This is a genomic window from Paenibacillus sp. FW104-T2 (assembly GCF_058789975.1).
The window spans coordinates 131,344-154,055 of the sequence record NZ_JBYTCE010000004.1; the positions used below are offsets into that span (position 1 = coordinate 131,344).

A 22,712-nucleotide genomic window follows, 5' to 3' on the forward strand; every position below is an offset into this window, starting at 1 on the left:
ATCTGCGTCAGTTCGATCTACTCGCCCGCCTTCAGCGTTACACCTTCCAGAACCACGGTGGTCACGGAATTCTCCGCCACAGGCACTTCCACTCCATTGGCATACACCGGAATGTCCTCAAGCTGTTCCATATTCCGGTCCGGTGAGGTCTGGTACACCTGTGCCGTGGATGAATTCCCAATATCAAAAGACTGCAAATCAAATGCCTTTTTTCCGGCAGACAGCTCATTGCGGATAACCAGCACCAGTCTCTGGCGCTCTGCGTCATAGGCAGCCAGCGTGCGTCCATCATCGGTCGGTATAATCTTCGTCCCCGGACGAATGTACTTGGTGAACTGAGCCATGCCATAATACTGTTTGGTCATCTCATACTGCTCATCCCCATTAAAATTGGCATGGATGAAGCCCCAGTTATTATTGGCACCTTCATCTTCAACAGCCTGCCAGTAGACCCAGGCAGAAGGCTGCATGATTTTCAGATCAAACATGATCCGCTCCGCCAGTTCCTGTACCGATGTCATATCTTCGTGATGGTGAGGCTCACTGCCTCCCGTGCCATACTCGGACATCCACAATTTCTTGCCGTGCCGCTCCGCCAGGGTGCGCAGTTCCTCCATTTTGCTTCCATTATAAGAATGGGTGTTGATCTGCGCGATCACATCCAGCGTATCCTGATCATAGATGCTGAAGTTGTGCACGGTTTCATCAATGCTGTTGTCGTCCGCAGCACTGATGACCGTACCATCCAATCCTTTGCTCTTCAGCGATGCAGCCACCTTTTGGATAATCTCGGCCTGCTTGTCGTTGCTGAAGTGACTGCCTTCCTGCATATTGCCTTTTTTCCACCAGTCCGAGGAAGGTTCATTCAGGGGATCAAGCGTCCGGAACGTAATGCCCCACTCATCCCGGTAATGCTTCACCACTTCGGTCAGATAATCGGCAAAGGCATCATACTGATCCTCACGCAGGTTATTGCCGCCGTCTACGGCACCCGTTACCGATCCGCTGATCGTCATCCAATACGGTGGTGAGTTGGAGAACGCTTCAGCGATGTTTACTCCGCGTTCCAGGGAGCCCTGCAATACCGACCGCTGCCCTGCATCCGCCTTCCAGTCCCACACGCCAGGTTCAGGCTGGAAACCGGGAACATCTCCGCCGGGGCGAAGCGCCTTCATTTCCGGGTTTTCTTCTCCGCCGATATTGTAACGGACGATGTTCAGTCCCAGCCCTTTGTCCACATCAAAGACCAGATCCATGACTTCATCGACCTTCGCCTGATCCTTCCATCCCCCCAGATCGTTAGCCCACCATGCAAGCGACGTTCCCCATCCTTCAAAATGGTCATAGGACTGTTCCAGCTGCAGACGTACGGGCTCACCCTCAAATGCAAGCATCTTGGATTTTTCATTGGCAAATTGATTCACGATGATTCCTCCTCCCGCCAGAAGCACAATCAGGGCCATACCGATCAGGGTATAGCTCCTTTTGCGGCTGCTGCGTTGTTTGTTATCCGCCATGGCTCACCCAATCCCTTCTCCATGCACGAACATGACATCCACTGATTTTCACGACAGGTTCAATCATTGTACGTACCCCCCGTTACTTGATTCCGCTGCTGCCCCCGCTAATGTTGGCTTCATAGACATAACGCTGTCCGAACAGATAGACCAGTACCATCGGAATGGTCAAGAACAAGGAAGCAATCATGACCAGGTTCCAAGGAGGCATCTGCCCGCCGCCAACGGTAGTCAGGAGCTGAACGCCAAGCGCGAGCGGCATTTTCTCCGGATCATTGATATAGATGAGCGGCCCCATGAAGTTCCCCCAGTTATAGGAAAACGAGAAAATGGCGATGGCCGCCAGGATGGGGTACGTCAGCGGCATGATGATCTTCCAGTAGATACCCGGATGTCCCATACCATCGATCATCGCGGCTTCATCCAGTGATTTCGGAATACTCATCACGAACTGACGGATCAGGAATACGTTGAACGCTCCTGCGAAGAAGCTCGGTACGATGAGCGGATAAAATGTATTGATCCAGTCCAGATGACGGAAGATGATGAACTGCGGCACCATGGTGACCTCACCCGGAATCATCATTGTGCTTAGGAGGACGATAAACAGAAACCGACTGCCTTTGGCCTTGATGCGAGCGAAGCCGTAAGAAACGATGGAAGCCGACAGGACCGAGCCCACGATGGTGAATATGGTGATGATGATTGAATTTTTCAAATAGGTGCCCAGGTTGTTGTTGGTGAAGATCGTGTAGAAGTTCGACCATTGAAACTCCAGCGGCACAAATGTAAAGGCTGACTTCACCGTGGTTGCGTCACTCGCCAGTGCAATCGAGATCATGTACAGGAAGGGCGAAGCAAGCAGCACCCCGACCAGAATCAGAAATATGTAGGATATCGTTTTCTCCGCAGTGGATGGATTACTCATTCGCTTTTCCCTCCTCGTAGTGCACCCATAGTGCCGATGAACGGAACACAACCAGGGTGAGTGCCATGATGATAATGAACAGCACCCAGGCTATGGCTGAGGCGTAGCCCATTTTGTAGAACTGGAATGCATTCTGGAACAGGTAGGGAACGACCATCTGGCTCGCATTGTCAGGGCCTCCCGCTGTAACAATGAACACCTGTGCGAACGTCTGCAGTGCCCCGATCATCCCGGTAACCAGATTGAAGAATATGACGGGCGTGAGCATCGGAAAGGTAATATGGAAGAAGGACTGTGTGCTCTTGGCTCCGTCAATGGCAGCAGCCTCGTACAGCTCCTGGGGAATACCCTTCATACCCGCCAGCAGCAGTACCACGCCACCCCCAACGCCCCAGAGGGACATGAGAATCAATGCAGGTTTGACCCAGTTCGGATCGAGCAGCCATGCTGGACCCGGAATGCCGAAGATGGACAGACCCTTGTTAATCAACCCTTCGGTTGGTGCCAGCAAATGAATGAAGAGCAGCGAGCTAGCTACGACCGGTACGACCGACGGCAGATAGAACAAGATACGAAAAAAGGTAATACCCTTGATTTTTTTGTTCAGATAATAGGCGATCCAGAGGGAGATCGACATGCCCAGTGGAATGGATATCAATGCATAGAAGAATGTATTGCCCACGGACTTCCAGAACAGTGGATCATCGGTGAGCAGCGTTTTGTAGTTGTCGAACCCGATAAATTCCGGGGTCTGGAACAGATCCCAGTTGGTGAAGCTCATATAGATGGAAAACAGGATCGGACCCAGGGTAAGCCCCAGGAAACCGATCAGCCAAGGCGAGATGAAGAGATAAAACCATTTCCCGTCTTTTTTTCTCACGTTAAGCCCTCCCCATGACGTAGAGAGCAGATGGAGATCCGCACAAGTTCATGTGCTGCGCTCCATCTGTCCCCCTGTCCATGCTATTTGTAGAGTCGTTCCAGCCCACTCTGAATTTCGGTTACCGTATCATCCAGTGAAGCCTTGTTGTTGAAGTAGACGCCAAGCTTGTCATTGATCAGTTTCATCATTTCGTTCCATTGCGGGTTGAATGGTTCTGCATAAATGGTCGATTCGCTGAACGCAGCCATGTTGATCTTCTTGCCGCCATATTCGGCATTCAGGAATTCATCGCTGGACAGTCCCGCCTTCGTAGCCGGTGCATCCTGCCCTGCCTTGATCATCGGCATCTGTGCCTCAGGTGTCGTCAGTGCTTCAATAATCTTGAATGCTTCCTCCTTGTGTTTCGATGCATTCGTGATGGTGAAGCCGTTGAAGAATGCGTTCGTCTCACCCCATACCGGGGAGATGTCCCAGTTGATGCCTTCCACCTTAGCCAGTGAACCGATGTTCCAGAAGCCGGTTGTTTCCATCGCGATTTTGCCCTGAGCGAACAGCGGGTCTGCACCGATATTGCCCATATCGGCAATCTCCGTCGGCGTCGGTCCAGCACCGTGCGTGAAGATCAGGTCATTCATGAATTGCAGCGCATTACGCACCGGTTCCGTGTTGAAGGTTGGCTTGCCGCTCTCGTCGAACAACGACCCGCCGTTCTGGTAGATCAGCTGCATCCACTGCGGCCACCAGCTTCCCGGGTAGTACCCCCATTGAACCGTCTTGCCGTTCTCCTGCACCGTCAGCTTCTTGGCTGCTTCAAGCAGGTCCTCCTGGGTCCAGTCCTTGGTTGGGTATTCTACCCCAGCCTTGTCGAACAGATCCTTGTTATAAAAGAGCACCATCGCGCCTGCGCGGTCCGGCATGCCGAACTGCTTGCCGTCGTATTTCATGAGGTTCGCGATGTCATCGGAGTAGCGCTCTGACATGTTGACATTGTTCGCCTGGATCATCTCATCCAGCGGAATGATCTGATTTTTGGAGGCGTACGCCTGATAGTTCTCGGCAATCATCATGATGTCGGGTGCAGTTCCCCCCGCGATCATGGTTTGTACCTTCTGGTCATAATCCCCTGCAACCACGTTAAGCTTCACGTTAATATCGGGATAGGTCTGTTTCACAATGTCGAGTCTCTCCTGGTAAATCTTCTTCTCATCCTCCGAGCCCCAGATCGTCATGCTCAGATCAACCTTGCCTCCGGCCCCGCCAGCTGAATCGCCGCCGTCTCCGCTGCTGCAAGCTGTCAGAACCACAACCATAACCAACATCAATAACGAAATGACCTTTAAACTTCTTCTCATACGGTACGCCCCCTCGAAATAATGAATGGATGACCACACTGAAACCCATTTCATGAAATGGGTTTCATAAAGCTTAAAATTAAAACCCGTTCCACTTCATGAAAGGGGTTTCATTTACGGACTCATTATATTTCACCTTTCGAGGGAATGTCAACGCTTTCTTTTCCAGATGTCCGTCCCTTTATCGCTTGGCAGGACCGGTGCTCTGACGAATAATCAGCTCCGGCTGCAGCACGGTTTGCTTCTTCGCTTGTCCCTGATTAATCAGCTCGTGCAGCTTATCCACCGCCAGCTTGCCAAGCTGATACGTATTCTGTGACACGGTCGTCAGTTCCGGAATAACCGCACTGGCCAGCGGCGTATCATCGAATCCCACGATGGAAATATCCTGCGGAATGGACAGACCATGTTCAATCGTTGCCTTGATCGCACCAATGGCGGTGTAATCATTTACACAGATGACGCCTGTCGGTGGATTGTCCTGCTCCAGCAGCTTGGACATCTCCCGTTTGCCGTCATCGATGGAGAAACTGCCGAGCAGCTGGCGTTCTTTCGGAATTTCGAGTCCATGCTCCCGCAGTTTTTTCTGCACGGCCCTGACCTTGACCATTGTTGTGGACAGTTCTCTCAATCCGCCTACAAAAGCGATGTCCCGATGTCCCAGTTCCAGCAAATGTTCCGCAGCGAGTACAGCTCCTGCCGCTTCATCCGTGTAAACCCGGTGGAAACCTCCTTTGGGAATATTGCCATTGACCAATACAATCGGCATGCGTTTGCCCATGTCGATCAATTCCTGAGCCATGTCGTCCGGACAATGCTGCATGTTGATTCTTCCCCCGAGGAAAATAATGCCATCCACCCGCTTTTCGCGCAAAATGGACAGATACTCGGACTCCCGGTTGTAATCCCCCGCCGTATTGCACAGAAAGAACGTGTATCCCAAGCCACGTGCCTCATTCTCGGCACCCCAGAATACTTCCGGGAAGAACGGATTGGTAATGTCCGGAAGGATGATGGCAATCGTGCCCGTCTCTTTCTTGATCAGGCTTCGTGCCTGCGCATTGGGCTGGAACTGGTGCTTCTCGATAATCGACATGATTTTCTCTCTCGTGCTTGCCCGTACGGGTGCCGTATCGTTGAGCACCCGGGAGACGGTCGCAACAGATACGTTTGCTTCTTTTGCGATGTCATAAATGGTGATCGGTGTCATAAGTGGAACCTTCCTTTGTCTCTAATTTTCCTGCTTATCATACCAGATAAGGATGGGCGATGTAATGGGTTTCACTCAGGTGAGCGAATCATTTTACACTGGATCACTACGCGGTCAGAACCATCTTCCGATCGCTGTTATCCTCAGATTTTTCTGATTCACTAGAAGTAAGGGGAAAATCCGGGGATAAGCGTATGCTTTCGATGTAGCTTTCTTGCAGAAAGCTTTTAGGCGAACGCTACGCTTCTACAGATTGGTTCTGTCCTCTCCGTTATTGTGTAAGTGGTTAGTTCAACTTATATAGCGTGTCAAAATAAACAGCTTGCTGTCGGCATTCACGACCTGCGTGCCGTTTTCCAGCTGCACAAGGGACGTATCCCAGTGGGTATGTCCGCAAAAGACAACCGTCTCCGGCCCGGCCTCCAGGGCCTGCCGGATCAGCGGTTCGCCCATGAGCCCAAGCTCGGGAATGCCCGGGCTCTGGTGCAGCAGCAAGCAATCCGGATGCTGCTTCAGCAGCTTGTTCAGGGATTGCAGGTAGTGCTTCTCCGGCAGCCGGTTCGGCTTGTCAGGCCTGCCGATAATGCCGCCCAGGCCAGCGATGCGCAGCAGCTGTGACTGGGCGGCAGCATGCGACGCAGGGCCACCTGGTGGCGGGCCTGCGTTAATGACGGCTGGGACATCCATGTAGTGGATGCCCTCGCCGCTGTGCAGCCGATGAGCGCCTGCTTCATCGGTGAGATCATGGTTGCCGTCCACGCCGGCAACCCAGCCGAAGGCTTCCCGGAAGGCAAGCCAGACGGGAACCGGATTGCCGCTTGCTCCCCTTTTGCCGCGTCGGCCATACAGGTCTCCGCACAATAACACTCCCACACGATCCGGATCAACCTCCGGCCATTCCACCTCTAGCAGCAGCCGTACATGAGCGGGCAGCATCACACCGAGCAATGCATCCATGTCGGATTCAGCAGCTGCATTGGCTGCAATCGTGTGCGTTTCCATCCGGGGCACAGGCACAATGCCCTGCAGATCCGAAGCCACAATAAGTGCATCTATACCCTCCGGCAGCCCGGAAACCGTACCATGATATATGGGCAGCTGCGCCTCTGCGACCTCTCCCCCGGGGATGGCATTCAGGTAATCATACGGTTCGATCGGCTGGTCGTTCAGCTTCAAGATTTTCATGCAAATTTGCCTCCTTCGCTGACGAAAAATGTCCGTGTTTTTGTATAGAAGTACTCTAAACTGCTATTAAGATTTATGTATGACTTCCAAGCTTGTACATGGAGCAAATTCGTCTTCATTTTTCCTTGATTTTGCATGGATACTCCTTCTATTTTACATCACTCGCCCATATATTAGATTGTAAGCGAATTCATATGGTGATTAGAGGAGTGTGAACTTACGTTATGATCATTCAGGTCAGCCCGCTGGCAGAATCCAGACTTAACGCGATGCTGGGAGATCAGCCAGGCTATTTAAAGCTGTTTTATGACACCGATGGATGCGGATGCGATGGCACTGCGGTCCTCCTGATCGTTAACGAACCGGATAGTGATGACATTCCGATTGAATCCGGTGCGCTCCCTTTTCTCATCAACAAACAGCAGCAGATATACTTCGAGTCCAACTTGCGTCTGCAATCGGAGAACAGCTTTCCTTCGTACCGGCTGACCAGTGATTCCATGATCTACGGCAGCCATGTCAAGGTCCATGATCTTCGGGATACGGCCAACTCTTCACCCGAGCCGCTCAGTTGGTTTGTCCGCTGATTTATTTTACTACGCTTAACCACATATGCAAAAGCCGGCACTCCGTTGGAGCGACCGGCTTTTGTTATGGAAGGCATGGAATATCTATGCATTATCGAATTTTCCTTTATTGTAATACCTTCCTCCTCCAAGCTGCCTCTTGACCAAACTCGCTTTCGCGTCTACATTATCATGTAAGCTAATTAAGCCTAATCAATCCGCGAGAGGAGGAGCTCTTATCACACCATTCTATGACGTCATTATCGTTGGAGCAGGCTCCATGGGGATGAGTGCAGGTTATTATCTGGCACGAAGCGGGGTTAAAACCCTGATGATTGATGCTTTTGATCCCCCCCATACCGAAGGGAGCCATCATGGAGAGTCACGATTGATTCGCCATGTATACAGCGGGGGACCTGATTACATCGCGATGGCACTTCTTGCCCAGAATCTATGGCAGGAGCTGGAGGATATAGCGGGGAATAATCTATTTGTTCGTTCAGGAGTCATCAACCTGGTTGATCCAGAATTCCATACGTTTCGCGACCGGTTGACTCATGCAGATGATGCCGGAGTCCGGTATGAGATGCTGCGTGCCAATGAAGTGATGGATCGCTGGTCAGGGATTACCATACCTGAACATTATGAAGGCATGTACGAACCGGATGCTGGTTATCTGTTCAGTGAACGCTGTATTCAGACGTATCGACAAGCCGCAGAACAAGCGGGAGCCACGCTGCTGACGCATACTCCTGTGGAACATGTCGAGTGCGGACCTCAGTCCGTATCCGTAAAAACTGCTGGAGGAGATACGTATCACGCAAGTAAGCTCATACTCAGCACAGGTGCCTGGTTTCAGACATTGAAACCGTTTGTGGATCTCCCGATCCGGGCCGTTCGCAAAACGGTAGGATGGTTCGATGCACCGGAAGCATTGTTCGGCGAAGAACATTTCCCTGGTTTCACGATATCCGAACGGGAAGGGATCTATTACGGATTCCCCAGCATCGGCGGGGCCGGAGTGAAGATTGGCCGTCATGATACAGGACCTACATGGGCGCCAGGAGAACCACAGACACCGTTCGGAACGGATGAAACGGACGAGGGTGAACTGCGGAGGCTGCTTGAGCTTCGAATGCCACAGGCGGCAGGTCAATTGAAGCGTGGCAGTGTATGCAAATACGAAATGACGCCTGACGAGGACTTTATTATTGATCGTCACCCGCTGCATGAGCATGTTTGGCTGGCAGGCGGATTCTCGGGTCACGGATTCAAATTCGCAAGCGCAATAGGCCAGATCCTGTCCGATCTGGTCCAGACAGGACATACGGATCAGGATATTGGACGGTTTGCCCTGTCCCGATTCACCAAGACCGGCGTCTCATCATCACTATAAATTCAAAAGACGTGCAGGGACATCATCAATCCTTATCGATTGGCGTCCTTGCACGTCTTCTTCATGAACACTTTTAATAATTATAAATGATTCTTGTGGTACTTGCTTAAAGCAGATAGGTTATTTCATTTTATTTAGTTTATTTTGGTTACTTCATTGTTCATTCATTGGGTCATTTCGTTTTAAACTTCGCCGCTTCCGCTGCAAGCCGTTTGGTCAATGTATCAATGGTCTGTACCATCTCTGCCAAATGCTCTGTCATCCCCGCTTGCTCCTGCATCGTTGCGGTCACTTCCTCAACTGAAGCCGATACTTCCTCACCGGAAGCAGACAAGTTCTGTGCGGCTCCAAGGACATCATCCTTGTCACGCTCAATGGATTCGATCTCGGAAGCAATGGCCTGTACCTGGTCCATGATTTCATGCATATTTTGCGTGACAAACGTAAAGGTTTCCTTGGTTTGGCCAACACTGCTCTTATGCTGTTCCGCAATGGCCTCAATGGCTTGTACGCTGCGGTTGTTCTGCTCGACATGTTCAATCGTCTGCATCACAATCCGCTTGATGTCCTCCGACTGTGCGGTTGTCTGCTCTGCCAGTTTACGGATCTCCGAGGCAACGACGGCGAAGCCGCGTCCCTGATCGCCTGCTCTGGCTGCCTCAATGGAAGCATTGAGTGCAAGCAGCTTCGTCTGATTCGCAATCTCGGCAATGGTGCTTGTAATCTGATGAATACCCGAAGAACTCTCGGCGAGCTGCACCGTAATTTTAGAGATATTTCCAACTTCAGCCTCGTTCTGATTATTCACGGCAATGAGCTTATCGACGACCTCATGATTGTTTTCAAATGCATCGGTAATCTCATCGGCTTTACGTTTCACTGCCTGCGATTTCTCGCTCACACTGGCAATCTTGCTTCCTACGTTCATAAATTTATCCACGATGGATTCCGTATCACTTGCTTGTGATTCCATGGCCCGCGAAATTTCCATTGCCGTTGTCGTGGTATCCGCAATGGATGCTGAAGTCTGCTGCGTGGACTGATCCAGCTCGGTTGTACTGGTGTTCAACGTACCAATGGAGCTGTTCATGCTGGAGATCAACTGCCTGTTGGTACCCGCCATCGTGTTGAAGCTGTCCGCCAGATCCTTGAACTCCCCGCTGTATTTTCCTTCTGCCTGAACGGTCAGATCTCCACCTGCGAGCTGTCTGAACAAAGCGTTCAATCTCGTAATCGGTCTCGTTACCATGAGCGAGATTAGAATTCCAGCTGCGATGGAAACCGCAATGGCACTAAACAGCACGATATACATTTTGTTCGCCATGGATACAAGCGGCTTTCGCACGTCCTCGTACGAATCCTCCACAATGACCGTCCAATCCGAGCGCGGAATTTTGGAGTAGAATACCACTTTTTCTTCCGAGCTAACTTCCCCTTGCTGCAGCTGCTCGCTTGAAGGCAGATTAAGCAATGTCTGATACTCCCCTGACTCCATCTTCTGGCCTGCCAATGTATCATCTGACGAATGGAACATCACCGTACCTACACGGTCCAGGATGATAACACTACCATTTTCATTGATTTCGATGTTCTGCAGCTGGTCGACGAAGAACGAGGTGGTTGCAGTAGATACCAACACGCCTTCTACTTGATTGTCATCATTGTAAATCGGCATGGCGAATGCTGTACCCAGCGTTCCGAGCGTTTTGGATATAATCCCTTCACTGATGACATTCCGCCCTTGAATGGCCTGCTTAAAATAATCCCGATCTGCACGTTCACCCTTGAGGGCTGTCGGATCATTCGCTGCAACAATAATGCCTTCCTTGTCCAGCAAGATAATATTGCTGTTGCCCTCCATTCCTGCAAGACTGTCTGCCAATATGCCACTCGCTTTGTCAATCAGTTCACTGTTTTCCGCGAAAAATGCATCATCGCTCTGTTCTCCCGAATTCCGTATCTGAAGCAATTCTTCAAATGTACGATGGGTCGTAATGAGAAACGTTGACTGCTCCTCCAGAGTAAGGGAAGTGAACAATCCCGCCCCGATCCGATCGGAAGTCGCCTTAATCTCATCTTTGCTTTTGTCCAGCGTAATATTTTCTGCAACCCTGTAACATAAGATCGCCGTAACTACCAAAACGATACATACCAGCACACTGATCATCAGCGGCAACCTGACCCTGAAGGACATGTTCGCCATGCTTCCCTTCACCTTACCGAATAACTTCAATCCATTTCACCTTCCATTTTCATCATGTTGTAGTCCAACTTTTATGTATTTTCTTTATATCGGTATGTATCTGTGAATTGTTCAGTGATATAGAACATTTGCATTGATGTTTTCATATTCATGCAGTACCTCTGACGCCCTTTCCCCAGGATCTTTCTAGGACAAAGGAGAGAGCAACCGATTAGCAAATATAGACTTTGGTTTAATACAAAATATGACATCACTTACGTATAATCAAAGAACTACATATTTATTAGGGAGAGAACTGAAATTGAATACAAAAATGCCCACAATGTTAAACGTTATACGCTCACTGCTTGGGGTACAGATGATCTATATGGGAATTGCCACAGGCTTTGTAATCTACGATATGCTGCGCCACAGTGCAGATTACGCCGCGTTTCCGCTATCCGATCAGGTTGCTTACTTCACGAGTGCGGGAACCCGCATCCTGCTGTTCCTGGGCCCCCCGATTCTGACCATGATATTCATTGCAAAAAGAAGATATAAACTGACCATGACCTTCATGAGTCTAACCTTTTTGTTCACTGCCGGATTGCTTCAAAATTTTCTAGTCGTTCTGCATTTGTTCATGCTGCTTGTACTCCTGCTCCACAAGCCGAGCAAGATGTATCTCAAGCAGGAGGCTCATGTGCGGCAGTATTCCAAGCGGGATTTGCAAGTATAGATTTAGTTGTAGAATGGAGTCTGTGAATAGAATGAAAATGCCAAAATGGTTTAATGCCTTTTACTCTCTACTCTGCCTCAAAGTTGTCTATGAGGGGTACTCCCTTTTGAAAGCAATCTCCTTGTTTCTCAGCGGCACACTGGATAACGCTCCTGTTGTACTAGCGGATGCCATTACCCGGTTTATTTTGCTTGGCCTTCCCGCGATCTGGATCGTGGTTTGCATCTCCCAACGTAGGTACACCAGAACTATATTTGCGCTGATTTTGGCGTTACTGCTGGGCATAACCCTGCCTCCCACCTGGGGTCAAACGTTATATCTATGTTCCATCCCGTTCCTTCTGCTGCATAAGCCGAGCAAAGAGTATTTAAAACGTCCCAAGGAAGAGCCATCGGCCATTCGAATTCCTGCCAAAAAGGCTCGTATGTAAATGAAATCTGGTAACGTAACTAGATTTTTTCTGTGGCAGAAAATTGCTCTTGTTCAGATCGGTTGGGGCTCCGATTGTTCTATAAGGAGACTTTCTCAATAGATCGGATCAGTTCTCTTACTGCTGACAGAGAAGAACATAGCGTTAAATGGAGAAGTGAAGATGCTTGGTTAACGTAATACTAAATCCTTCTAGTAAAAAAGCTCCTGCCATATATGTGGCGGGAGCTTTTGTGCGATCGATAACTCATAGTGAACGATCATAGTGAACGCAAACGTCATATTACGAATATTTATCATCTTATAAATATATTCCTTGAACCTTTCTTCTTAACCCAGCTGTGCAATTCGCTGCTCTATGCGGGGAAATAAACGGAATGCATTCTCATAGAACACCTTGTCATGATGCTGCTCCGGCACAAGCCTGCGGATGAATTCGGCATACAGATCGATCGGTGCAAGCGGCCAGTCGGTTCCGAAGAGCATTTTCTCGTAGTGATCGGAATACACCAGCGCCCGGCGGAAATGGTCCATGAACAGCGGTTCATTCATGAATCTTTCAAAATGGGGACGATCCCCCACCACAAGGCCGGACAAATCAGCATATACGTTAGGATTCTTCGCCACCACTTCGGCGGCATCCATCACCCAGGGATCACCCAAATGACAGATCATGAAGTTCACTCCTCGCTGTTGATAAGCTAGCTCATCCACAGTCAGCGGATGGGCATACTTCAGCAATCCATTCATCGAGTAGGTGTCCCCCGTATGAATCACGACGGGAATATTGTACTTGGCTGCCAGTTCATAGATCGGAGTATAAATCTTGTCATGGACATAGTAATGATAGTACCCCGCGTACAGCTTGATTCCCGCTACCTCGGGAGCCTGCAGCCTTGCTTCAATGCGGTCCAGTTCTTCCTGTGCGTGTTCACCGCCAAGCTGGTTCGGATTGACACCTACGCACTCCATCAGAAAGGGCGGAACCGTTTCTTCCAGATCAAGTCCCATTGGGTTCGGTGAACTGGAGTCCGGAAAGGCTCCCTTGGTCTGCTCGGTTACTCCCATGCCAATACCGAGAATGACATCGTTTTTATCAAACTCCGCCTTAAGACCGGCGGCAGAGTAATCGACTTGGGACAGATCGATCGCCGTTCGATGGAAGCTGTCAATGTCAGACAGATGAATGTGAATATCAATGATCGGCATGAGTGTTCTCCTTTACCTTTACACCAGTCGTGTTTCTAAAAGATAGCTTCAACAGGCTGCGGACATCTTCCGCATTCAGAGGAATCTGCCCTAAGACCAGATAAGTTGGTTTCATCCAGGCAGTCTCCCCATTGGATACCGGCAGATGTTGATGCACATTGTGGCTGAGTACCTGGTTATTCACATATACCGACGGATTATGGTTGGGATAGGCATCAACGGCATGCAGCATGTTTTTACGTGAAACTGCACCTACTCGCAAGAGTCCCTTCAATTGAAGACCCGCATCCACCTTCCCCAAGGAGAACCGTCCTTGTTCGGGATGTTCCACCCAACCTTCGGCAAATATGGGTGAAGGCCTGAAGAAATGATCTTCCGTAAGCGAGTAGTCCGCCAGCATCAATCCGGTTTCGTTCGTCACCGAATGCAGCGAGCAGAGAACTGGCACGCCAGGCAGCATGAGGTAACGCTGTTGTACTGTGATTCCCCGATTCGCTTCCTGCTTCTCGATCCGGGTCGTCATGCAGATTCCTGTCCAGATGTTTCCGTGATCATCCTTCTGCTCCGTCCACGCTGTACTTCGGTGCTCCTGCTGACGGCTAAAACCATTTATGCCGGGGATTCCCACGCCAAGCCCACCGTACCACGGATTCCACCAGGAACGCGGTGCTGCTTCCGGATACGAACTGTCCAGCCATTCCTCTCCCTGATACATCAAGGAATGCACAACACTTCCGAACCCGGGTGCTGCTGCTATTGAGAGAACTCCATTGCTCACCGTGTACACCGGACCTGCCGGACCTTCTTCAATCACACAGTCAACGGCGGATTGCGTCTTCGGAATCCAGAGAGCGGTCCGTTCCTGTATCCGATCCTCCCCGCGATATACGGCTCGAATCTTCCAGCCATGTTCACTGTTTTCCTTTGCCACGGTTTCCTCAGGGGAGAACTCCAGCTGTACAGAGCGAAGGTCCTGCTCCCGGTTTAATTCCATATCTGCAACTTTATACTCCGATGCACTGCCGTTCTGCGCATACAGCTCCAGATTTCCGGCTAGTGGTATCATTTTTCGCTCCATCCATTCGGCCTGCAGCTTCCCTCCCTCAAATGGATTACCACCGCCCAGAGCCAGTTCGAGATGGTCATCCAGCACAGGTACAATCCGATCGCGCTCTTTACGTGCAAAAGAACGGAAATCCTGCCACTTCACGAAAGTGTTCAACGCAAATACAGTCTTCTTGGTCTGTACAACAGCCCCTGCCTGCATCCTGCCAAGGTCATGCTCCAGCCCCAGTGTATATTCCGGACGAAGCAGCTTCAGTGAAGGGTCCCAATAGATACCACATGCTCCGTACGCTTCCTTGCAGAAAAGCCAGTTCTCCGTGATTTGGGCACTATCCCAATGGCCCGGATCGCTGGAATACGTATCACCCATGTCCACGTACCGACCTTGGTACGGCAGAATTAGCCGATTCCCGAAGAATCCGAAGTTGGTCATTAAACTTACATCCTCTTCCAGATCTGTACTGCGCGTATTGATTATTTCGTGGTTAAATTCCGCAATGCCGCTGGCAAACAACTTGACCACAGACTTGATATGCAACCCAGGAAAGTCCTCCGATTCATAGAGAGCTTCAAAAACCTGACTGTCCCCTTCGGGATAGATGTTGACTTCTTTGGCTTGTTTCTTGGAAAACTCCTCGGCAAACGGCTTACCCAGCTTCGGATAGGTCCACCAGAACGTATGGTGAGAGCCCGGATACTCGATCCACATCGTATTATCCTGTCTGCTCATATGAAGGGAGAATGCACCATTCACAGCTACCCATTGATCCCCGTATTCTCCGCCATAACGCCCTTGGGTTCCCTTCATCAGGACGGAGAGTTTACTTGTGAAAACGACTGACTGGTGACCTGCCGGAACAGCTGTCACCTCCACCTTCCTCGAATAAATTCCATACGAGCGCAGGATAAAGGATACGGGTATCGAGGCTTTACCCTTCGCAGGCACGGTGAGGCGTATCGAAGGTTCTGTCCATTCCAGAAAATCATCCTCGGGCAGGTCAAAAGCAAACTCGGCCTCGGCATCATAATTGTTCTTCACGTTCAGAACCAGCTCTGCGGGGACACCCGTGTACAGTTCCTTCGCAGGCAGCACCAGGTTCAGCTTGGCTGGAAACTTCGGTGCAACGCCTATACGGAACTCCGCTTTCCTGCCGCCAATCAGCCATGTACTGGCGACAACAGGGTGGGTCTTCATCAGGTTCTGTTCCTCTGTGACCGGGTCCAGATGGAACTCGCCTTCCACAACGATCGTCTCCCCCGGAGCCACTTCTCTTGTGGTGTGCAAAGCAAAGCGAATATTTTTGTTGTCCTGCCCCTTGATTTCTATCGTCAGCTCAGATGCTGAGCAGTTCTTGATTCGGTAGCGAACCTTGTATGTGGAGCCAAACACCAGATCATGGTCATCGATCTCTGTAGTGATTACGTAATCTGGCGTGTCGAGTGCGGTCAAGCCGCGACCGGACTTCTCGAACTCGGCGCGCAAGGAGATGTCTCCCTTTTTCCAAGTGTAATCGAAGAAATCAAAGCCTCGCTCACGCCGACCATCCGGCTCAATAACGAGTTCACGCGTACTAGCGGTATACCAGTCCAACACCTCGAAGTATGGAGCGAGCGCTTCGGTCTGCAAGACGGTCGGGATGAAGTTCATCAGGTGCACATTGTCCTCTTTTTTCTCCCAGAAGAAACCGCATTTCTTGTACATCGGCACAGCCTTGGTGTTGCCTGCCCACGTGAACAGATCGAGGCGTGGCCACCCCGCTTCCACGGTTTTGCGAACGGCGTTCAGAATCAGATTGCGTCCGACCTTATGGCCGTGATAATCGGGACGCACGTTCAGTAACGGTACATACAGCGCACCTTCATCGAAACGGTAGTGGGCAAAGCTGCAAAAGCCAACCACTTCATGCTCATGAACCGCGAGAAACACATGCAGATTGGACGAACTCTCCATCTCCCGGCGTACGGTATCTTCCGTTCTCTGGTTCGTCCCTCCTCCCCAGCTTTCATTGCTGCGGTTCCACATGTCTGCCAGTGCGGCAGCGTAGGAGTGATCGTATTCGATAATGCGGATCTGTTCTAGATTTGAGGTGACTGCCATGTCTCTATCCCCTTTGCTATATGTATAGGGTGGTCTTGGGTACTCGTTCGTAATGACCCGACCTTGTCCGATAGCCACAGAGATGATAGAGTACGTGTTTGCAGAAGCTATCGATAGTATGATCATACTATAAATGGGAAAGATTTTCAGAGGATTAAAAATCTATCTTTCACTAGGAATGTCTACTAGATGCACTTAATCACCGGATAATTCCAAATTCTATATCGAAACAATATAATTCGTTGCTTTATTAAAACTAGGTAAAACAAGAACAGAAGAGTTCGAAAATTCCTTTCGGGATAATAACAAAAAAATCCACGTCATTGAGATAGACGTGAATTTAAGTATGGGATCTCGTTTGGGAACTCAAAGCAACTCGTTCCCTTCCGTGCCAAAGTCTATTTCATCGTGTCGTTTATCCTCTTTCACTTTAGAGAGCAGAGTCTTTTGATGAGAGCGCAGTTCTTCCTTGTAATTGGTCAGTTTGGTTTTTGGGCGCAACAACAATTTATTGTCTGCCGTCACTAAAATCTCAACTTCCGAACCTTCCTTCAGATTAAGACGTTTAAGTACTTGGTTAGGAATACAAATTGCGATACTATTTCCCCATTTTCTAAGTATGGCTGTAGTCATGGCAATCTCATACCTTTCGTTTGATAGTTGCTCCAATTATACCTCGCCCCGCTATTTTTTCCATGAAACACCAAAAGTGCATTACATCCGTCCGTAAAAAGAAAAATTTATCCGTCTACGGCCAGCTAAAATAATAACATCATGTATTTCAGATTCAATAAATAAAAGAACCCCCGTTTAACTTGAACGAGGATTCCTATGCCATCTCACATAATTAAATGAAATAGAATAATTACTAAATCAGTTCCTGCTTCCGTTTCAGATATACAAACAGCACCACCCCCGACGCCGCACAGATCACAGCGCATAAACCGATGAACCCATAACCCGCCTGCAGACCGCGAAGCAGCCCCAACGGAGTAGTTGCACCATACGCGTTCTTCACGCCTTCAATAACCCAGCCAATCGCATAGTTACCAATGACGCTGCCGACCCCCATCAGCGTAACCGCAAACGTAATGGCGGTGTCGCTTCCGTTTGGATACCTTTTCGCAATAAATGCCATCACCGTTGGATAGATCATGGCAATACCTGCACCAGACACGGCAAACAGGAACGCCAGCCCCTCACCGCCCGCGATGGCCGCAAATGTACATACAGCTGAGAAAGCTGAGAAAACAATCAATGAAAGTACAAAACCAATCCGGTCCGTAAGCGGACCGAGCAGCAGACGCCCGAGCGAGAAGCTGAGGAAAAATGCAGACAGCATCCCCGAAGCCTTCACGGTGTCCCAGGTATACGCCTTTTCCAGGAAGTTTACAAGCCAGCCGCCCACGGCCAGTTCGGATACCACGCCAAAAGAAAGAATCAGCACCATCATCCAGATGGCCGGATCCCGTGTCAGCATTTTCAGGGAAACCCGATCTTCATGCGGAAGATCATCTCCCGGAAACGAACTAAGCATTGCCGCAATAATAGGCAGTAGGCAGAGGGATAACATCGCCAGATACATGCCGCGCCAGTCCAGTTCATGCCCAAACACCGTCAGTGACATGACGCCCGTTGCCAGCAGCGGAGCTACGGTTGAACTGAGACCATAGAAGAAATGGGACAGGTTCATCATCATGCCTGTATTTTTCACAAAGATCCGAGCACCCAGAATCGCCAGCGCAATCTCCAGCATGCCGTTACCGATGTACATGAAGAAATACGATGAAGCAAATAGCGGATATGTATGGGATAAATAAATGAACACACCCGAGAGAATCATGGAGGCAAAGGAGATAATGCTAACCGCCTTGATGCCCCATTTGCGGACAAGGATGGCCGTAAACGAACAAGCGATCAGATACCCCAGCGCGTTCAGGGATAACAACGTTCCGAGCTGCTTCTCGTCCAGATTGAAGTCGAATTGAATGCGCGGAATCGCCGGTCCTTTAATATTTTCCGATATGCCAAAAACAATAAAACCAATAAAGATCGTCGCCAGCTGCATGGCATACATCTTATCAAACTTCTTTTTACTCGCTTGCTGCTCCAAAATAAGTACCTCCTGTTGTATAAGACAAATAAACGATTCGTCACATATAATCTACCATTTTTTCTCGATTAACTGGATGCGGTAGGTTAGGCTCTCCAACGTGACAGCAACCAGGCCGGTAACATATTCACGCCGTGTGTCATTTTGAATCATGACTTGTGGCATGTGCTCCTGTGGTATGGTTTGCAGGCAACCCTGGATCAGATCGTGCTGCATGCCAGAGTCCATCGTGTCTCCTGTAATGACGATCGCTGCCGGGTTAATAATGACAATGATGGATACCAGCGTTTTGACCACAAGCTGATGCAGTCCCTCGGGAGTTTGCAGCAGGTGAAGCTGTTCTTCGGATGACACCCCAAAAGGCAGGTAGGATACCTCGCCGCTAAAATGTGTGTTCCCTTTCAACGGGTGACCGTCAATGATGAAGCCTGCCCCGGGATAATGATTTTTTGGAAAAGTGACCACCGCAAAGTTTTTCTCTTCCTCAAAATGCTGCTCGTTGTACAGTCCGTACACCGTCAGATTCATGTCGTTATCAATAGTGACTTCAACGTCTTCGAATCGCTCCTTGAGCTTTGGCCCCAGCGGCTGACCTGCGAGACCTGGCACATCACAAATGCCAATAATTCCGTTGTGCGCCACCCCCGGTATACCGATCCCGACCGCCTGCACATTGTTGTACTTTTCAATCAAAGCTGCAATCAGATCCTCCACTGTAGCCACGGTAATCTCATCCAAAATAAGCGTCTGCTCATCCTTTATCTCGCCATTCAGATTAGCCTGAAGATGCGTGATCGAGTGAACACCGCCCTCTGTTCGAATAAACACGCATAGCACGCTGGCATAGTCCGCATTGAATTGATATCTGCTCGCAGGTCTCCCCCCACTTGATTCATCCGGGCCCAGATCGATAATCTCCCCCGTCTGCAGCAGCTCGTTCAGAATTGTGCCGCAGGTCGCAACACTGAGTTTCGTCAAGTTCGCAATGGAAGACTTCGTACCCACGCCCGTTGATCTAAGTGTGTTCTTCACCAGCTCCACATTAATTCGCTTCACCTGCTGTGTGTTGTGTGATGTAGGCTGCATGTAGAATTGAACCCTCCTTTCAATTAATTTATCATTCGAAGGAATGTTTTTAAAAGTATTTTAATAATTGAAGTTTAGGGGGACACCCGGGGAAAGTCAATGCTTAATTGAAAGCGGGAACAATGTTAATGTTATTAGAGAGAGGGTTGATACATCATAGTATATTGTCAAAGGAGACACAGACGATGAGGAAAAAGGGACGCTTTATGCTTTCGATTATTTTGGTGGGCCTAATATTGCTAAGTGAATTATTCATTTGGTCTTCGGGGAGAATCGGATTGATTAATACAGTATGTAGGATGATTTCAGATGCACCTGATATAGCAATACAAGGCAAGAGATTATCTTACCAAGGAACAGTAAGTTTTGAAGATACTCTTAGTCTTGAACAATATGCATCCAGTGACGAGGGCAAAGCCCTGTACAAAGCAAAAGGTACTCCAATACCACCACCATGGATTTATGTTAAAAAAGATGAAAACCACTTTTTTCGATATAAAGTTCCACAGATTCCTTGGCGCATGTGACAATCCACCCGATCGTCGTAACGTATACTTCATGATCTTCTCGTCCCCATTGACAAATCTCCATAACAGGTCTAACCTAATAACGAATCACTCATTCATTATTAAGGAGTCGTTCTCAATGGTGCAAGCCAAGAAAGACGAAGTCAGGAAAGAAATTGAATACGCAGCGCTGAAGGTGTTCTATGAGAAAGGCTTTGTGGATGCCAAAATGAGCGACATTGCGAATGAAATCAATATTTCGGTAGGCAATATCTATACGTATTTCAAAAACAAAAAGGATCTGTTCTATGCGGTCGTGCCACCGGATCTGGTTGATTACCTAAAAAAAGTGCTGGTCGATACCATTCACTTCGATAACCAGAACCTGTTCGAGGCGGAAACGGACAGCGAAAGGAAAACGGCACTGTTACAGGAACAGGTTGATGTATTGCGCAAATACCGGAACCAGATCATCATCATTTTCGAAAAGAACAAAGGAACGATCTACACCAACGCCAAGAATGAGCTCGTCGAGACCATGATCGAAACCAAGAAAGCCTATCTCAAAAAGCAGTACAAGCATTATGAGATTGGAATGGAAGAACACCTGATCTTGCTCGATATCCTCGCGCACAATGTGATCGACATGAACCTGGATTTGTTGAAACGGGACATGAGCGAGGACAGCCGCAAGCAGATTTTTGAAGCGTTATATGTATACCGGTTATACGGCATGAAGAGTTTGAGCGAATAAGCTATATGCCTAGCTGGCACAGCGTGCAGATCAGGTCAACAAACGTACTTGGTCCGCACGCCAAAAAAATGCCTAATCCACCCCCTTATTTTTTTGATTCAAAAATGAATTAATAATTCAATTTTAAATTCGATGCTCATTTCAAGGAGGAACACCCAATGACGAAAACAGCTTATGCATTAAAAAACTGCCATCTGATTCATGGAGACCTTAATCGCGATCTGGAGAAAAACATCACCGTCCTGATCAATGAGCAAGGGCTGATTCAGGGGATTGGAAAATCAAGTGAACTGGCCATTCCGAGCCACTATGAGGTTATCGACCTATCGGGAAAATATGTGATGCCTGGCTTGATCAACGCTCACGTCCATCTCTTTGCGGATGGTAAGCCCTTCAGCCTGTCGGTCAGCGAAGGCATGCTGCAATTCGCCTATGATCGAATCCTGAACACGAAATTCGGCAAGAACGTTCTGAAAAAAAGAATGAAACGCAATGCGCTGACCGCACTGCACGCGGGCGTAACCACGATGCGCAGTGTCGGCGAATTCTTCTATACCGATGTGAAATTGCGGGATGAAATTAACAACGGTGAATTCGTTGGCCCTAATCTGCTTGTCTCTGGATTTTTCCTAAGTGTAACGGGAGGTCATGGTGCTCCTTTCCTGGCTCTGGTCGGGGACTCCCCTTGGGAAGCTCGCAGAAATGTACGCCTCAATGTGAAGAACGGCGTGGATCTCATCAAAATCTGCGTGACGGGCGGCGTTACGGATGCCAAAATGGTCGGCGAAGCAGGCCGTTTGCAGATGACGGTAGAGGAAGTTGCCGCGATCTGCGAGGAAGCCCACAAAATCGGGTTGCGGGTGGCAGCTCACGTGGAAAGCACGGAGGGTGTCAGAGTCGCATTAAAAGGCGGCGTCGATACCATTGAGCACGGCTCCGAGATGGATGACGAGATTATCAGCTTGTTCAAAAACAATCCGAATGCCCTGAATGGCTATACTGCGCTTATTCCAACCTTTCTGGCTGCTTATCCCTCTGCTCTGCTCGATACCAGCGTAACGAAGGTGAGTGCAACCGTGAATGAAAACGCCAGACTCGTGTATACATCCATGTTAAAAGGTGCGCAGCAGGCCATCGACAACGGCATTACCATCGGTCTTGGCACCGATGCCGCCATGTCGTATGTGACTCACTATGACATGTGGAGAGAGATGGACTACTATATCAAACAGACTAATCTTAGCAACAAACACCTGATCGATATGGTGACCCGAACCAACGCGAAGATCCTCGGCATTGAAGACGTTACAGGTACGGTCGATATTGGAAAACAGGCAGATCTGATCGTGCTGGACCAAAGCCCGTTGGAAAATATTGAAGCACTATCCGATGTACGTATGGTCATGGTCAAAGGAAATCTAATTCAATCACCATCTGTGACGAGAATACAGCAAGTAGACGATGTTCTAAACTCGGTTTGGTGAATTCAGGAGT

19 protein-coding genes are annotated in these 22,712 nt (G+C 49.2%); 7 read left to right on the plus strand and 12 right to left on the minus strand.

Annotated features, from left to right (window positions below; translation table 11 throughout):
* Positions 1-17: 17 nt before the first annotated feature.
* From AC3WQ3_RS06880 to AC3WQ3_RS06905, 6 genes are all read right to left on the minus strand, one after another.
* A complete protein-coding gene (locus AC3WQ3_RS06880; RefSeq protein WP_492471834.1) occupies positions 18-1,517 on the minus strand; it encodes a glycoside hydrolase family 30 protein in 1,500 nt (499 codons plus the stop codon).
* Between the two features lie 82 nt (positions 1,518-1,599).
* Positions 1,600-2,445, minus strand: a complete 846-nt coding sequence (locus AC3WQ3_RS06885) for a carbohydrate ABC transporter permease (protein WP_336780391.1) — start codon at positions 2,443-2,445, stop codon at positions 1,600-1,602.
* Complete coding sequence (locus AC3WQ3_RS06890) at positions 2,438-3,325, minus strand: carbohydrate ABC transporter permease (RefSeq protein ID WP_492471835.1); 888 nt, start codon at positions 3,323-3,325, stop codon at positions 2,438-2,440. The genes AC3WQ3_RS06885 and AC3WQ3_RS06890 overlap by 8 nt, the downstream gene beginning before the upstream one ends.
* A gap of 83 nt (positions 3,326-3,408) precedes the next feature.
* Entirely contained in the window at positions 3,409-4,680 is a 1,272-nt protein-coding gene (locus AC3WQ3_RS06895; protein ID WP_336780390.1) for an ABC transporter substrate-binding protein, read from the minus strand.
* A 181-nt stretch (positions 4,681-4,861) separates the two neighbouring features.
* Entirely contained in the window at positions 4,862-5,890 is a 1,029-nt protein-coding gene (locus tag AC3WQ3_RS06900) for a LacI family DNA-binding transcriptional regulator (RefSeq protein WP_127538762.1), read from the minus strand.
* A 291-nt stretch (positions 5,891-6,181) separates the two neighbouring features.
* The gene (locus tag AC3WQ3_RS06905) at positions 6,182-7,075 is read right to left on the minus strand and encodes a metallophosphoesterase family protein (protein ID WP_492471836.1); all 894 of its coding nucleotides are present in this window, start codon (positions 7,073-7,075) and stop codon (positions 6,182-6,184) included.
* A 224-nt stretch (positions 7,076-7,299) separates the two neighbouring features.
* Here AC3WQ3_RS06905 and AC3WQ3_RS06910 point away from each other — a divergent pair, with 224 nt between their 5' ends.
* Together AC3WQ3_RS06910 and solA are read left to right on the plus strand one after the other, a co-directional pair.
* On the plus strand, positions 7,300-7,662 hold the full coding sequence (locus tag AC3WQ3_RS06910; protein ID WP_336780388.1) for an iron-sulfur cluster biosynthesis family protein: 363 nt from the start codon (positions 7,300-7,302) through the stop codon (positions 7,660-7,662).
* A gap of 217 nt (positions 7,663-7,879) precedes the next feature.
* A complete protein-coding gene (solA, locus tag AC3WQ3_RS06915) occupies positions 7,880-9,037 on the plus strand; it encodes an N-methyl-L-tryptophan oxidase (protein ID WP_336780824.1) in 1,158 nt (385 codons plus the stop codon).
* Positions 9,038-9,209: 172 nt separating this feature from the next.
* On the opposite strand, the gene AC3WQ3_RS06920 is transcribed toward solA, so the two are convergent.
* A complete protein-coding gene (locus AC3WQ3_RS06920; protein WP_336780387.1) occupies positions 9,210-11,240 on the minus strand; it encodes a methyl-accepting chemotaxis protein in 2,031 nt (676 codons plus the stop codon).
* Between the two features lie 322 nt (positions 11,241-11,562).
* Here AC3WQ3_RS06920 and AC3WQ3_RS06925 point away from each other — a divergent pair, with 322 nt between their 5' ends.
* Together AC3WQ3_RS06925 and AC3WQ3_RS06930 are read left to right on the plus strand one after the other, a co-directional pair.
* A complete protein-coding gene (locus AC3WQ3_RS06925; RefSeq protein WP_492471837.1) occupies positions 11,563-11,958 on the plus strand; it encodes a hypothetical protein in 396 nt (131 codons plus the stop codon).
* Positions 11,959-12,064: 106 nt separating this feature from the next.
* The gene (locus AC3WQ3_RS06930; protein WP_492471838.1) at positions 12,065-12,388 is read left to right on the plus strand and encodes a hypothetical protein; all 324 of its coding nucleotides are present in this window, start codon (positions 12,065-12,067) and stop codon (positions 12,386-12,388) included.
* Positions 12,389-12,717: 329 nt separating this feature from the next.
* Here AC3WQ3_RS06930 and AC3WQ3_RS06935 read toward each other — a convergent pair whose 3' ends face one another.
* The 5 genes from AC3WQ3_RS06935 to AC3WQ3_RS06955 form a co-directional block, all read right to left on the minus strand.
* Positions 12,718-13,596: an amidohydrolase family protein gene (locus AC3WQ3_RS06935; RefSeq protein WP_336780384.1), complete on the minus strand. Its 879-nt coding sequence runs from the start codon at positions 13,594-13,596 to the stop codon at positions 12,718-12,720.
* Positions 13,583-16,759 (minus strand): GNAT family N-acetyltransferase, encoded by a 3,177-nt coding sequence (locus AC3WQ3_RS06940; RefSeq protein ID WP_336780383.1) that lies wholly within the window; start codon positions 16,757-16,759, stop codon positions 13,583-13,585. Before AC3WQ3_RS06940 ends, AC3WQ3_RS06935 begins: the two co-directional genes overlap by 14 nt.
* Positions 16,760-17,125: 366 nt before the next feature.
* Complete coding sequence (locus AC3WQ3_RS06945; protein WP_336780382.1) at positions 17,126-17,392, minus strand: AbrB/MazE/SpoVT family DNA-binding domain-containing protein; 267 nt, start codon at positions 17,390-17,392, stop codon at positions 17,126-17,128.
* Between the two features lie 235 nt (positions 17,393-17,627).
* On the minus strand, positions 17,628-18,836 hold the full coding sequence (locus AC3WQ3_RS06950; RefSeq protein WP_336780823.1) for an MFS transporter: 1,209 nt from the start codon (positions 18,834-18,836) through the stop codon (positions 17,628-17,630).
* A gap of 87 nt (positions 18,837-18,923) precedes the next feature.
* Positions 18,924-19,958, minus strand: a complete 1,035-nt coding sequence (locus AC3WQ3_RS06955; RefSeq protein ID WP_336780381.1) for an ROK family protein — start codon at positions 19,956-19,958, stop codon at positions 18,924-18,926.
* Positions 19,959-20,143: 185 nt separating this feature from the next.
* Here AC3WQ3_RS06955 and AC3WQ3_RS06960 point away from each other — a divergent pair, with 185 nt between their 5' ends.
* The 3 genes from AC3WQ3_RS06960 (at position 20,144) to AC3WQ3_RS06970 (ending at position 22,702) form a co-directional block, all read left to right on the plus strand.
* Complete coding sequence (locus tag AC3WQ3_RS06960; protein WP_336780380.1) at positions 20,144-20,485, plus strand: hypothetical protein; 342 nt, start codon at positions 20,144-20,146, stop codon at positions 20,483-20,485.
* A 118-nt stretch (positions 20,486-20,603) separates the two neighbouring features.
* Positions 20,604-21,218, plus strand: a complete 615-nt coding sequence (locus tag AC3WQ3_RS06965) for a TetR/AcrR family transcriptional regulator (protein ID WP_336780379.1) — start codon at positions 20,604-20,606, stop codon at positions 21,216-21,218.
* Positions 21,219-21,376: 158 nt separating this feature from the next.
* A complete protein-coding gene (locus AC3WQ3_RS06970) occupies positions 21,377-22,702 on the plus strand; it encodes an amidohydrolase family protein (RefSeq protein WP_336780378.1) in 1,326 nt (441 codons plus the stop codon).
* Positions 22,703-22,712 lie beyond the last annotated feature (10 nt).